Origin of the sequence: Terrimesophilobacter mesophilus, assembly GCF_014200375.1 — a bacterium.
GTDB lineage: Bacteria > Actinomycetota > Actinomycetes > Actinomycetales > Microbacteriaceae > Terrimesophilobacter > Terrimesophilobacter mesophilus.
This window is the reverse complement of record NZ_JACHBP010000001.1, coordinates 1,318,593-1,330,664: the sequence shown is the minus strand read 5'-3', so window position 1 is coordinate 1,330,664 and position 12,072 is coordinate 1,318,593. Positions and strand designations below refer to the sequence as shown.

Below are 12,072 nucleotides of genomic sequence, written 5' to 3'. Positions count from 1 at the left end.
GCATGAAGCGGAACACCTGGCAGCGCGAAGCGGTCAAGTCCGCGCTCGACACGCAGGATGCGTTCGTGAGCGCCCAGCAGTTGCACTCCGCACTCCGCGACGACGGCACCGGCATCGGCCTCGCGACCGTGTATCGTGCGCTCGCCGATCTCGCGGAGAGCGGCCAGGCCGACTCGCTTCAGTCGACCGAGGGCGAGGCGCTCTACCGCGCGTGCACGCCCGGCCAGCACCACCATCACCTCATCTGCCGCAATTGCGGTCTCACGGTCGAGATCGAGGCGGATGCCGTGGAGCAGTGGGCGCGGAAGGTGGCCGCCGAGAATGGCTTCACCCAGCCGGAGCACGTCGTCGACGTCTTCGGGCTGTGCGCAGACTGCTCGAAGCCCGCTCCCTGAGGAACCGCCAACGGTGGTGTCTCGAAGGTGGCCTCGCGGTCAGCTACGGGTCGAGCGAGCGAACATCCGCGCCGCCATTCGCGCGTAGGCGAGCGAGCCCGTGCCCGTGACGACATCCCGGATGGCGCGCAGGGCGAACGCCGGCCCCTGCACGAGCATCGTCGTCACGACCGACTCCTCCCATGCTGTGAGCTCGTCGCGGATCTTCTCGGGCGGGCCGATGAGTGCGACTTCTTCGACCAGTGCGGTCGGCACCGCGGCGATGGCCTCCTTCTTGTGGCCGGCGAGGTAGAGCTCCTGGATACGGTCGCAGGCATCCAAGTATCCGAGACGGTCGATCACATTGCGGTGGAAGTTCGCGCTCTTCGCGCCCATTCCGCCCACGTACAGCGCGATCGTCGGGCGGACGAGGTCTGCTGCGGCCTCGACATCCGGATGCGGGATGACGGCCAGTTGCACGGCCACCTCGAACTCCTCCCGCGGCCGCAGGGAAGGGTCGCGCAGGGCGAAGCCCTCGGCGAGGTAGCCGGCGAACTCGGCGTTCGCGCTCGGCGAGAACAGGAACGGCAGCCATCCGTCGGCGATCTCGGCGGCGAGCGCGACATTCTTCGGGCCCTCCGCCGCGAGGTAGATCGGCAGGTCGGGGCGCAGCGGATGCACTGTCGAGCGCAGCGGCTTGCCGAGCCCGGTGGCAGCCGGACCGCCACTCGCCGGCGGCGCATACGGCAGCGGATAGTGCGGGCCGGTCGCGGTGACCGGTTCGTCCCGCGCGAGCACCTTCCGTACGATGTCGACGTATTCGCGCGTGCGGGCGAGCGGCTTCGGGAACGGCTGCCCGTACCAGCCCTCGACAACCTGGGGTCCGGATGCTCCGAGCCCGAGAATGGCCCGGCCGCCCGAGAGGTGGTCGAGCGTGAGCGCCGCCATCGCTGTGGCGGTCGGGGTGCGGGCGGAGAGCTGGGCGATACCGGTGCCGAGCTTGACGCGCTTGGTGCGGGATCCCCACCAGGCCAGCGGAGTGAAGGCATCCGAACCGTAGGCCTCCGCCGTCCACACCGATTCGTAACCGAGACGCTCCGCCGCCCGGATCGCCTTCAGGGCGCCTGGCGGCGGACCCTGCTTCCAGTACCCGGTCGCGTATCCGATGCGCATGCACCGAGCGTAGTCAGCCCGCGGCCGGCTTGCCGCACTCGGTAACTCCACGTACACTTGACCGGTTGAGCATTTCCGCTCCGCATGTGCGCACCTCCACCACCAGAACTTTCGGTGGATGCGTGCGCGCCGACAAGTGACCTTGGGTAGGGCGACGTCCCTACGGTATTGGAGGAAGAACCATGGCCGCAGTGTGCCAGGTGACCGGAGCCGTTCCAGGCTTCGGACACAACATCTCACACTCGCACCGTCGCACGAAGCGGCGGTTCGATCCGAACATCCAGAAGAAGACGTACTACGTGCCGTCCCTGCGCCGTAACGTCACGCTCACCCTGAGCGCCAAGGGCATCAAGGTCATCGACGCCCGCGGCATCGAATCCGTGGTCAAGGATCTCCTGGCCCGTGGGGAGAAGATCTGATGGCAAAGCAGCAGGACGTTCGTCCGATCATCAAACTCCGTTCAACGGCCGGCACCGGGTACACCTACGTGACCCGCAAGAACCGCCGCAACAATCCTGACCGCCTCGTGCTGAAGAAGTACGACCCGGTCGTACGCAAGCACGTCGAATTCCGCGAGGAGCGCTAAAGCATGGCCAAGAAGAGCAAGATTGCCAAGAACGAGCAGCGGAAGGTCATCGTCGAGCGCTACGCGGCGAAGCGCCTCGAGCTGAAGAAGGCGCTCGTCGACCCTGCGTCGACCGACGAGCAGCGCGAAGCCGCCCGGCTGGGCCTGCAGAAGCTTCCGCGCGATGCTTCGCCGGTGCGCGTGCGCGGACGCGACGCGATCGACGGCCGTCCCCGTGGTTTCCTGAAGCAGTTCGGCGTTTCGCGCGTTCGATTCCGGGATATGGCGCACCGAGGCGAATTGCCCGGAATCACCAAGTCAAGCTGGTAAATTCGGCGTTATTGCAAGAACGATGTCCGAGGAGGACCCCCAATGGCTGACAAGTCACTAAACCGTACCGAACTCGTCGCGGCCATTGCCGCGCACTCCGGGCAGACCCAGGCAACTGTCAACGGTGTGCTCGAGGCGATGTTCGACACGCTCGCCACGTCGGTGGGCAATGGCACCAAGGTTTCGATCCCGGGCTGGCTCTCCGTCGAGCGCACGCACCGGGCAGCACGCATGGGCCGCAACCCCTCCACGGGTGCTGCGATCCAGATCGCTGCGGGCTACGGCGTCAAGGTGAGCGCGGGCAGCAAGCTCAAGGCTGCCGCCAAGGGCTGAACCAACCGGTAGTCGACCAAGGGTGCGGTGCTTCGGCACTGCACCCTTCGTCGTCCCATGGCCGCTCGCCGGAGCATAGGCTGGAGGGGTGCCGAGGCTCGTGAGGATCGCCGGGCCAGCCCTCCTGCTGGTCGTCGCACTGCTCTCTCTGCTGGCGGCCTTGAGCTTCGGCGGCGGAGCGGATGCCCCTCAGCTCGCCGACCCGGGCACCGTCGTGCGCTTCGGGCTCCCGATCGCACAGTTGCTCTTCAACATCGGGGCGGCGGGCACGATCGGCGCGCTCGTTCTCGTGTGCTTCGCCATGGATGCCGGCCGGCCCGAGTTCAACGCGAGCCTGGACTTCGCGGCCGGGGCAGCAGCGTTCTGGACGATCTGCGCTGCAGCCACCGGGTTCCTGACGTTCATGAGCGTCTACCTGCAGCCGGTGACGTTCGACGACAACTTCGGCCAGCTGTTCGGAAGCTACCTGACCAACATCCCGATCGGTCAGGCTGCGCTCGTCTCCACACTCATTCCCGCGATCACGACGGTGCTGTGCTTCGCGGTGCGCAACCGCACCGCCCTCGTGTTCGTCACGATCTTCGCCGCCGTCGGGCTCGTCCCGATGGCGCTCGAGGGTCACGCGGCGGGGACATCGGGTCACGACGAGGCGGTGAGCAGTTTCGGCCTCCACATCGTGTTCGCGGCGATCTGGCTCGGGGGTCTTCTCACGATCGTCGCCACTCGTCGCACACTCGAGGGCGGTCGGGTCGGGCCCGTGCTGAGCCGTTACTCCTCGCTCGCGATCATGTGCTTCGTCATCGTCGCAGCGTCGGGGATCGTGAATGCCGCGCTGCGGGTGGGAACGCTGGAGAACCTCGTCACGACGCCGTACGGCATCCTCGTGGTCGTCAAGGTGCTGGCGCTCGGCGCACTCGGCACGTTCGGTGCCGTGCAACGCCGATTCCTGATTCGGCGGATGCAACAGAAGGAGAACGCCGGATCCGGGTTCTTCTGGTGGTTCGTCTCCGCGGAACTCGCCTTCATGGGGATCGCGTCCGGGGTCGCCGCCGCGCTCGCCCGCACGAGGACCCCGATCCCGCAGGAACGCGTCACGACGACACCGGCGTACATCCTCACCGGCGAATCGCTCCCGCCCGAGCTCACCCCCATCCGGTTCATCACCGAGTGGAAGTTCGACATCCTCTGGATCGTCATCATCGGATTCGCGGCGTTCTTCTATCTTGCCGGAGTGTGGCGGCTGCATCGGCGCGGTGACCGCTGGCCGATTCTTCGCACGATCTCGTTCCTGGCGGGGCTCCTCGGCCTCTTCTACATCACGAACGGTGGGGTGAACGAGTACCACAAGTACCTGTTCAGCGTGCACATGCTCGCGCACATGACCCTCGGGATGGCGATTCCCGTTCTCCTCGTGCCAGGCGCCCCTGTGACGCTCGCCATGAGGGCGATCCGCAAGAGAACGGATGGCAGCCGTGGAGCGCGAGAGTGGATTCTCCTCGCCGTCCACTCCCGGATCGCGTCGGTCTTCGCGAGACCGGTCGTGGCAGCGGTCGTCTTCGTCGGTTCGCTGTGGATCTTCTACTACACCCCGCTGTTCCGGTTCGCCGTCGAGGACCACATCGGGCACACCCTCATGATCGTGCACTTCCTGATCACCGGATACCTGCTGGTCCAGACGCTCATCGGGGTCGACCCGATGCCGTATCGCTCGCCGTACCCGATGCGGCTCCTGGCGCTCCTCGCCACGATGGCCTTCCACGCGTTCTTCGGCGTTTCGCTCATGATGGGAACCGGACTCCTGGCCGCGGACTGGTACGGCGCGATGGGGCGGACCTGGGGACCGAGCGCCATCGTCGACCAGCAGACCGGCGGCGGCATCGCGTGGAGCATCGGTGAGATCCCGACGCTGGTCCTTGCGCTCGCCGTCGTCGTGATGTGGGCGAGGAGCGACACGGCCCTGGCGAAGCGGCTCGATCGCAAGGCCGACCGGGACGGCGACGCCGAACTGAGCGACTACAACGACATGCTCGCGAAGTTGCAGAAGCAGCCCTGACAAGCCAGTCGCATCCTGGGTAGCGGCCGCGTTGCCCACCGCGTCAGGCCCGGTAGTCGCGTTACCCTGAGGACTGTGACGACGGCAAGTAGTTACACCTACGACACCGCGGGCAACCGCGCATCCAAGAGCGCGGCGGGCGCGATAGCAGATTATTCGTGGGATGCCGAGGGTTTGTTGTCCGCGGTGACGGGGGACCCGGACCAGAACGGTGAGTACGTTTATGATGCGTCCGGCCAGCGTCTGGTTCGCACGGACGCGGCCGGGACGAGGGTGTTTCTGCCGGGTGGTCAGGAGATTCTGATTGTGGGCACGTCGGTGTCGGCGATGCGGTATTACTCGTTCGGGGGCACCAGTGTTGCGGTGCGCACTGGCCCGGGGATGGGCGGGGTGTCTTCTCTGGTGTGTGACGCGCACGGGTCGGTGGTCGCGTCGGTGCCGAACACGGTGTGGACTGCGGGTAGTGTGAAGCGGGTGTTCTCGGATCCGTTTGGGGCGGTGCGTGAGGGTTCGGATGCGACCGGGTCTGGTGGTCACCAGTTCCTGGGTGCGGTGCGTGATACCAGTTCTGGCCTGACCTTGTTGGGTGCTCGCTACTATGACGAATCGGTGGGTCGGTTCATTTCAGTGGATCCGGTGTTGGATCCGGGGTTGCCGGCCCAATTCAATGCGTACGTGTATTCGGGTAACAACCCGGCGACGTGGTCGGATCCGTCGGGGACATTGTGGCAGGGCGGGCAGTGGCGGAGTGATGCGCCAGCGGCTTCGTCAAGTTCTGGGGTGAAGAAGAAGACGGGTACCACCGTGCCGGCGTCGACATCTCCGGCAGCGTTGCAGCAGTGCCCGGACGTGTCGTGTCGGGCGTCGTGGTTGGTGGGTTTCCAGGTTCAAATGTTTGGTGGTATCGCTGAGGGTATCGGGGCGCTTCTGTGGATGACGTGTGTGCTGTGCACGACGGTGCAGTCGACGGTGGAGAACTTCGACATGTTCACCGACTGGGACGGCTTCACGGCGAGGAAGATGGCGGAGGCTCAGGCGCAGCAGGCGTTGTTTGCCGCTGGTCCGGGGGCGGTGTGGGATGCGATCACGAAACCAATTGTTGATGACTGGGCAAATAATCCTGGTCATGCCCTCGGTGGCACTCTGGTCACGGTAGGAACTTTCGCGATCCCCGGTGGTGGGGTGTTGAAAGGTGTCCGCGGGGTGAAGGCCGCCGAAGAAGCAGTCACCGTCGCCGCAAACGCTGGAGGCGACTTCAGTCGGATAATTATGACCTCGCCGAGACAGTTGCAGTCGAAGTTCAAGCATGCGAGCGACTTCGGTGTCGCGGGGAACTACAGCAAGGCGAATGCGGCTGAGTTTAGCGCTGCGCTCAATCAGCACATCAACTCTGCTGGGACGCGCGCGATCCAAGGCACCTATCGAGGCCAGTCGGTCACGCACTATCTGGACTCGTCGACTAGACTCAACGTCATCTTACGCAATGGTGAGTTCGTCAGCGGCTGGAAGTTGAGTCCTGATCAACTCGCCAACGTGCTCAGGAACGGGAGCCTTGGCGGTGGTTGACGAGATTTCGATCGGGTTATCGCGCGAGCAGGCTTTGGTGTTGTTCGAGTGGTTGGCGCGGACGGGCGCTGGTGAGCAGCCGGCGGTGTTCGAGGATCAGGCTGAGCAGCGGGTGCTGTGGAACTTGGAGTCGGCTCTGGAGTCGGTGTTGACCGAGCCTCTGCGTGAGGATTATCGCCAGCTCGTGGCGGCCGCCAGAGCGCGAATCCGAGACGTTGACTGATACCGGCGAGCCGCTGAAGGTTGGGGCAAGTGGTCTCATAACGTCAAAGGGAGAAGCTAACGTTTTCTTCGGGCCCGGTGCTCCTCGCCCTGGCTCGGTCTTTGCGCGAATTGAGGGGCCAATCTTATATCGCCAAGGCAACCCAATCGTCCAGCACTTTTTGGACGCGCCATGAGTGAGACATTTACCAAGTCGTGGCGCGGGTGGGTTAAATCTTCCGACGGCTATGCGGAGCGGATGCTCGGGCGCACGGGTGTCGATTATCGCGATGAACACGGCCATATTCGGATCGATGCTGAAGCCATGTCGTCGCCCTGGAACGAAGTAGTCGTCTACCTTCGCTCGTTGCCCGACACTCCCGAGCGGCCGCATGCGGAGGTCCTAGATCGGCTTCGGCGTGCGTTCGATTTCGCCGGGTGGCAGTTCGCGTTGGACTGTAGCGAATAGTAGTGGTGGCCGTTAGATCGGGGCCAAGGCAGTGCGTCGATCGAGGATCGCCATGCTCGCTTTCGCGATGCTGTCGACATTCAGTATGTAGCAACTGACGCAGACGTCACAGGTGTTGGTGGATAGTGCTTACGAGGCCGTGAGTGCGATCGCCGGTTGGGACGGCTATAACGCACGGAAGTACGCGATGAATCGCCCCGGGTTTAGTGGAGTGACGTGTCCCGGGTTTTGTGGGGTCCTAGGATTCGGCGGCGCGAAGAAGGCCAACCACGCCTTTCTTTAGTCCCGAGCGGCCTGGCGAATCTATTTCTATCGAGGGTGGGTGGCCAGGGCAGGTTGATCCTCTTCACGCTGGTCCATATGTCAAGATCGTTCGTGATGGCAAAGTTGAGCGCATTCCTCTCCACGGCAGCCCGACTTTAGGAGGCTGACAATGAGTGAAGAACGTCAGCCACCTGAACTACACGAGCCAATTGCGCGATTTCGCGGCTTGCGCTCGCCAGGAGGGTTTGACTTTCACGCTGTACACCGGGGCTCGACGACGTTCTCCAGCACCCTGCAGGTTGAGATCAACGCCGGGCGGATCGTCCTCGAATCGATCAGGGTGGGGCCATGATGGGTGCAGCTCCGGCGCCCGGCGAGAGCGAGATCATGCGGGAGCTCGCCGAGGTGGGATACGAGGTCGAGTCCGTGGCCGATCTGCGAACTTCGGGCGTCAGGTATCGAGACGCCATCCCGGCGCTGCTCTCGGGCCTGCAGCGCACACAGGACCCGAAGGTCAAAGGCGAGATCGTGAGGGCGTTGAGTGTTCCGTGGGCCAAGCCAGCAGCCACGGGACCGCTCATCGAGGAGTTCAAACAGGTTGAGGACGAGACCGGCATGGGGCTGCGCTGGACGGTCGGGAACGCCCTCGAGGTCTTGTGGGATGACGCGAGGTTCGAGGAGCTGGTGGCGCTGGTTCTCGATGAGTCGTTCGGCAAGGCGCGCGAGATGGTCGTGCTTGGTCTAGGGCGCTCGAAGAAGCCGGAAGCTGGCAGCGTGGCCATTGAACTGCTCGACGACCCCGTGGTGAGCGGCCACGCCGTCAAGGCGTTGCGAAAGCTCAAGGACCCACGGGCACGAAAGGGGCTGGAGCGGATGCTCGACGATGACCGGGCTTGGGTGCGCAAGGAGGCACAGCGAGCGTTGACGGCGCTGGGTTAGTCAGTCGGCCAGATGAAGGCGGCTGCTTCGCCGGCCTGGAGGTCGCCGTAGTCGATTGCGCGGCCGAGCCGCCGACGTCGGTAGGGCAACATTACTGAGAGCGCGACCTGCGATGAGAGTCATGACAAAGCAGTATCCGAGTGAGTTGAAGGAGCGAGCCGGTGAATCACGCCGGCCTTTCTAGAGCCATGACGCCAGGGGTAGATCGGCGCCCCCAAGCTTGACCTGGGGCAGAAGTCGATGGAAAAGGTTCTGGTCTACCGAGCACCGCGGCAGCCGACGTCATCAGCAGTGTCCAGTTGCAACCCCGTGGGGTCCCAACTACTGGGCCTGGATGTCGATACGATCGCCGCTCAGAGTCATCACCCAGGTGAGAGCGAACTGGACGTCCTCGTCGAAGGTGGAGAGAGTTCCGTCGAACAGGGAACGCACATCGACCTTGAGGTGCGCCGCGCCCTGTGCCTTCGGCACGACCCACGTTCCGAGATCGCTGCCGGGCTCGATCGTGACCTCCGGATATCGGGACATCGACCAGGCGGGCACGCTCTCGACCCGGTTGGAGAGCTCCTGCCCGAACGGGCATCCGGTCGGGAACAGGACCTGCTGCTTCGTGCAGTCGTCGAGGAAGGCATCCACCTCCTTCTGCACTTCGGACACGAAGCGGGGCGAAGCCTGGATGTCCAGCGACGCCGCAACCGTGCTGCCGGGTGCGGTCACGACCGCCGTCGTCGGCGTCGCCGTGAGGTAGCCCGAGTCGTGCGTGAGGGTGAAGACTCCGGGTGTCAGCACCTGGTACGCCGCGGCAATGCTGGGGCCGCTCTTCGCCGTGACCTCGACACCGTTGGCCGCGAAGTTCGCATCGTGCAGCGGCGTGATGCGCAGGACGCTCATCGGGCTCTGGATGAACGACCAGGTGGAGAAGACACCGAACCGGTTGGCCCCCTGCTGCACCTGGAACGTGCCGCCGCCCGGTGAACCGTCGAGGGTTGCCGTGTAGCTGACGTAGTGGAGCCCACCGCCCTGATCGACATCGGATGTGATGCTCACGTCGTCGATCTCCCCGAGCGCCGCCGGCGTCAGCAGTTCGCTGCTCGCGGTCGTCGTGCCGAGAACGCCGGGCGTCGCGAGCGCGCCCGCCAGGTCGTGTCGTTGCAGTGCGACGAGGTACGAGTTGACGAAGCCGCCGGCACTGTAGACGCTCGAGTTGAGGGCGATGACGGTCGTCGCGAAGGCGCCGATGATCAGGCCGAGCAGGACGACCCAGATGACGACAGTGTGCCGGACAGCGGTCGAAGAGGGGTCATCGTCGCTCGGCACCATGCCACAATCCTAGGCTCGAGGTCCTGCCACAACGCGCCGAAGCGACGGGCGGGAGGCGATAGATTGGACATTCCATCGACACGCCTGGGCCGGCATCCGATACGCAAAGGATCTTCGTGACTGCGCACGAGCTCTCCGCCGAACAGGCCGCCGTCTACGCGACGATCGAGGGCACGCGCGAGAACATCTTTGTGACCGGCCGCGCGGGCACCGGCAAGTCGACGCTCCTCAATCACCTCTCCTGGAACACCTCGAAGCAGCTCGTGATCGCCGCCCCGACCGGGGTCGCCGCGCTCAACGTGGGCGGGCAGACGATCCACTCCCTGTTCCGCCTGCCGATCGGCGTGATCGCCGACCACGACATCGAGCAGAACGCCGAACTGCGCAAGCTCCTGAACACGATCGACACGCTCGTGATCGATGAGGTGTCGATGGTCAACGCCGACCTGCTGGATGCCGTGGACCGCAGCCTGCGCCAGGCGAGGCAGCGGAAGGACGAGGCGTTCGGGGGCGTCCAGGTCGTCTTGTTCGGCGATCCGTACCAACTCGCGCCGGTGCCGGGAGATGCGGACGAGCGCGCATACTTCGACGACCAGTACCGTTCGATGTGGTTCTTCGACGCGAAGGTGTGGAACGACACGGATCTGCGCATCTTCGAGCTCAACACGATCCACCGTCAACACGAGGAGGAGTTCAAGGCGATGCTGAACGCCGTTCGCCACGGGACGGTGACGGCGGAGATCGCTGAGAGGCTGAACGGAGTCGGAGCGCGTCCGGCGCCGGGGTCGGATGCGATCACCCTCGCCACGCGAAACGACACCGTGAACCGCATCAACGCTGCGGAGTTGGCGAAGCTCCCCGGCCGCGCGCTCACCGCCCGAGCGGAGATCACCGGCGATTTCGGCGGACGGGCGTATCCGGCAGACGAATCCCTCGAACTCAAGGTCGGAGCGCGGGTCATGTTCCTGCGCAACGACAGCGACCAGCGCTGGGTCAATGGAACGGTCGGCACGGTGCGCAAGATCACCTCGACCGTGTTCGTGGACGTCGACGGCGAGACGCACGAGGTGGAGCCCGCGGTGTGGGAGAAGTACAAGTACTCCTACTCAGCGGCGACGAAGCAGTTGCGCCGGGACATAGTCGCCGAGTTCACCCAATTCCCGTTGCGGCTCGCCTGGGCGGTGACGATCCACAAATCTCAGGGGAAGACCTACGACCGTGCGATCGTCGACCTCGGGCAGCGTTCGTTCGCCCCTGGGCAGACCTATGTCGCGCTCAGCCGCATCACCGAACTCGAGGGGCTCTACCTCACGAGGCCGCTGCGGCCATCCGACATCATCGTCGACGAGAACGTGCGCCGCTTCATGGCGAACGTGGCGCCGATCCCGGGTATTCAGGCGTCCTGATCCGAGGAGTATTGCCACGGACTACGCGACGGCGAGCTTCGCTTCGCTGAGATCCTCGAAGACCTCGGTGTTGAGGCGGTAGGCGATCATGACCTCGTCGATGACGCGCTCGCGTTCCACTTCATCCCACCCGGTGGCATCGAGTTGGTCGCGGTAGACGTTCTTGAAGTCCTTCGGGTCGGCGATCTGATCGAAGAGGTAGAAGCCGATTCCGTTCGTGTCGAACCCGAACCGCTTCTGCATGACCTTGTAGATGTGCTGTCCCCCCGACAGGTCGCCGAGGTATCGCGTGTAGTGGTGAGCGATGAAGCCACCGGCCCAGCCGGAGACTGCCGTGATCCGGTCGACGTAGCGGATGGTGGATGGCAGGGGGGATGACTCGGCCTCCCAGTCGGGGCCGATCAGGAATTCGAGGTCGGCGCGCAAGGCAGGCAGCCGGGTGAGCTGAGGCGTGATGAACGGGCGGGCCACAGGGTCGCCGGCCATGGTCGCCTCGACCGCCTCAAGTGCCTCGTAGATGTAGAAGTGCTGCGCGACGAGCGCGATGTAATCGTCACGGGAGCCCTTGCCGCTCATGAGGTCGTGCATGAACGTTGCGCCCTCGGCCCGGCCGTGAATCGACCGGGTGCGCTCGCGCAGAGCATCGGAGAACGGGACGACGGTCATCAGGCTCATCTCAGAAGTCAGGTAAGGATTACCTAACTTTACAGCACGGGGCCCTCGGGCGCGAGGGCTGCGTGAGCCCGCGCATGCTGCGCCCGTGGTCAGTGCGGGCGCGGCTCCACGCCGAGTCGAGCGCACGCGGCGTCGTACACGACGACGACCTCTCTGCGGATCTCCGCGCGCTCGCTGATCCTCACCGACCATGGCACGTCGAGCCGCCTGACCACACCGTCGAGCGTGTAGTTCCAGAAGCCTGCCGTGTCGTCGAGACCGGTCATGACGGCGTCCACCGCATCCGGATGCCCGAACGCGCGGGCGATGAGCTGGTTGTCGGCGGCGTGGTCATCGTTCATGTGACGGAGCACGGCGGCGATGACATCGGAGGAGAAGGTCGGCACGGCATCCACGGTAGCGCG

At 64.8% G+C, this 12,072-nt stretch carries 15 protein-coding genes and 1 pseudogene; 12 read left to right on the top strand and 4 right to left on the bottom strand.

The window, feature by feature from the left end:
- Positions 1-2: 2 nt before the first annotated feature.
- On the top strand, positions 3-395 hold the full coding sequence (locus BKA04_RS06625; RefSeq protein WP_104095705.1) for a Fur family transcriptional regulator: 393 nt from the start codon (positions 3-5) through the stop codon (positions 393-395).
- 39 nt (positions 396-434) lie between these two features.
- On the opposite strand, the gene BKA04_RS06620 is transcribed toward BKA04_RS06625, so the two are convergent.
- Positions 435-1,547, bottom strand: a complete 1,113-nt coding sequence (locus tag BKA04_RS06620) for an LLM class F420-dependent oxidoreductase (protein ID WP_104095704.1) — start codon at positions 1,545-1,547, stop codon at positions 435-437.
- Positions 1,548-1,729: 182 nt separating this feature from the next.
- Here BKA04_RS06620 and rpmB point away from each other — a divergent pair, with 182 nt between their 5' ends.
- The 10 genes and pseudogenes from rpmB (at position 1,730) to BKA04_RS06575 (ending at position 8,267) form a co-directional block, all read left to right on the top strand.
- Positions 1,730-1,966, top strand: coding sequence for a 50S ribosomal protein L28 (gene rpmB / locus BKA04_RS06615; protein WP_018188988.1), 237 nt, complete (start codon positions 1,730-1,732; stop codon positions 1,964-1,966).
- Positions 1,966-2,133, top strand: coding sequence for a 50S ribosomal protein L33 (gene rpmG / locus BKA04_RS06610; protein WP_104095703.1), 168 nt, complete (start codon positions 1,966-1,968; stop codon positions 2,131-2,133). Before rpmB ends, rpmG begins: the two co-directional genes overlap by 1 nt.
- Positions 2,134-2,136: 3 nt before the next feature.
- On the top strand, positions 2,137-2,442 hold the full coding sequence (gene rpsN, locus BKA04_RS06605; protein ID WP_104095702.1) for a 30S ribosomal protein S14: 306 nt from the start codon (positions 2,137-2,139) through the stop codon (positions 2,440-2,442).
- A gap of 42 nt (positions 2,443-2,484) precedes the next feature.
- Positions 2,485-2,775, top strand: coding sequence for an HU family DNA-binding protein (locus BKA04_RS06600; protein ID WP_104095701.1), 291 nt, complete (start codon positions 2,485-2,487; stop codon positions 2,773-2,775).
- An 88-nt stretch (positions 2,776-2,863) separates the two neighbouring features.
- Positions 2,864-4,828, top strand: coding sequence for a bifunctional copper resistance protein CopD/cytochrome c oxidase assembly protein (locus BKA04_RS06595; RefSeq protein ID WP_198413301.1), 1,965 nt, complete (start codon positions 2,864-2,866; stop codon positions 4,826-4,828).
- A gap of 75 nt (positions 4,829-4,903) precedes the next feature.
- The gene (locus tag BKA04_RS06590) at positions 4,904-6,394 is read left to right on the top strand and encodes a colicin D domain-containing protein (protein WP_104095700.1); all 1,491 of its coding nucleotides are present in this window, start codon (positions 4,904-4,906) and stop codon (positions 6,392-6,394) included.
- The gene (locus BKA04_RS06585; RefSeq protein WP_198413300.1) at positions 6,387-6,617 is read left to right on the top strand and encodes a hypothetical protein; all 231 of its coding nucleotides are present in this window, start codon (positions 6,387-6,389) and stop codon (positions 6,615-6,617) included. Before BKA04_RS06590 ends, BKA04_RS06585 begins: the two co-directional genes overlap by 8 nt.
- Positions 6,618-6,788: 171 nt before the next feature.
- On the top strand, positions 6,789-7,064 hold the full coding sequence (locus BKA04_RS06580; RefSeq protein WP_104095698.1) for a hypothetical protein: 276 nt from the start codon (positions 6,789-6,791) through the stop codon (positions 7,062-7,064).
- A gap of 437 nt (positions 7,065-7,501) precedes the next feature.
- Positions 7,502-7,588: pseudogene (locus BKA04_RS12340) on the top strand (putative toxin); the annotation flags it as partial.
- 127 nt (positions 7,589-7,715) lie between these two features.
- Positions 7,716-8,267, top strand: a complete 552-nt coding sequence (locus BKA04_RS06575) for a HEAT repeat domain-containing protein (RefSeq protein WP_167309687.1) — start codon at positions 7,716-7,718, stop codon at positions 8,265-8,267.
- Between the two features lie 321 nt (positions 8,268-8,588).
- Here BKA04_RS06575 and BKA04_RS06570 read toward each other — a convergent pair whose 3' ends face one another.
- Entirely contained in the window at positions 8,589-9,587 is a 999-nt protein-coding gene (locus BKA04_RS06570; protein ID WP_104095696.1) for a hypothetical protein, read from the bottom strand.
- A 116-nt stretch (positions 9,588-9,703) separates the two neighbouring features.
- Between BKA04_RS06570 and BKA04_RS06565 the strand changes: the two genes are divergently transcribed.
- Positions 9,704-10,993 (top strand): ATP-dependent DNA helicase, encoded by a 1,290-nt coding sequence (locus tag BKA04_RS06565; protein WP_104095695.1) that lies wholly within the window; start codon positions 9,704-9,706, stop codon positions 10,991-10,993.
- A gap of 21 nt (positions 10,994-11,014) precedes the next feature.
- Here BKA04_RS06565 and BKA04_RS06560 read toward each other — a convergent pair whose 3' ends face one another.
- Together BKA04_RS06560 and BKA04_RS06555 are read right to left on the bottom strand one after the other, a co-directional pair.
- A complete protein-coding gene (locus BKA04_RS06560) occupies positions 11,015-11,659 on the bottom strand; it encodes a biliverdin-producing heme oxygenase (RefSeq protein ID WP_104096672.1) in 645 nt (214 codons plus the stop codon).
- A gap of 98 nt (positions 11,660-11,757) precedes the next feature.
- Entirely contained in the window at positions 11,758-12,054 is a 297-nt protein-coding gene (locus tag BKA04_RS06555; protein ID WP_104096671.1) for a DUF2470 domain-containing protein, read from the bottom strand.
- Between the last annotated feature and the right edge of the window lie 18 nt (positions 12,055-12,072).

What these genes read in the sequence shown, in the direction of transcription:
- BKA04_RS06625 (WP_104095705.1), top strand. Translation starts at nt 3, where the DNA reads ATGAAGCGGAACACCTGGCAGCGCGAAGCGGTCAAGTCCGCGCTCGAC.
- BKA04_RS06620 (WP_104095704.1), bottom strand. Translation starts at nt 1,547, where the DNA reads ATGCGCATCGGATACGCGACCGGGTACTGGAAGCAGGGTCCGCCGCCA.
- rpmB (WP_018188988.1), top strand. Translation starts at nt 1,730, where the DNA reads ATGGCCGCAGTGTGCCAGGTGACCGGAGCCGTTCCAGGCTTCGGACAC.
- rpmG (WP_104095703.1), top strand. Translation starts at nt 1,966, where the DNA reads ATGGCAAAGCAGCAGGACGTTCGTCCGATCATCAAACTCCGTTCAACG.
- rpsN (WP_104095702.1), top strand. Translation starts at nt 2,137, where the DNA reads ATGGCCAAGAAGAGCAAGATTGCCAAGAACGAGCAGCGGAAGGTCATC.
- BKA04_RS06600 (WP_104095701.1), top strand. Translation starts at nt 2,485, where the DNA reads ATGGCTGACAAGTCACTAAACCGTACCGAACTCGTCGCGGCCATTGCC.
- BKA04_RS06580 (WP_104095698.1), top strand. Translation starts at nt 6,789, where the DNA reads ATGAGTGAGACATTTACCAAGTCGTGGCGCGGGTGGGTTAAATCTTCC.
- BKA04_RS06575 (WP_167309687.1), top strand. Translation starts at nt 7,716, where the DNA reads ATGCGGGAGCTCGCCGAGGTGGGATACGAGGTCGAGTCCGTGGCCGAT.
- BKA04_RS06570 (WP_104095696.1), bottom strand. Translation starts at nt 9,587, where the DNA reads ATGGTGCCGAGCGACGATGACCCCTCTTCGACCGCTGTCCGGCACACT.
- BKA04_RS06560 (WP_104096672.1), bottom strand. Translation starts at nt 11,659, where the DNA reads ATGACCGTCGTCCCGTTCTCCGATGCTCTGCGCGAGCGCACCCGGTCG.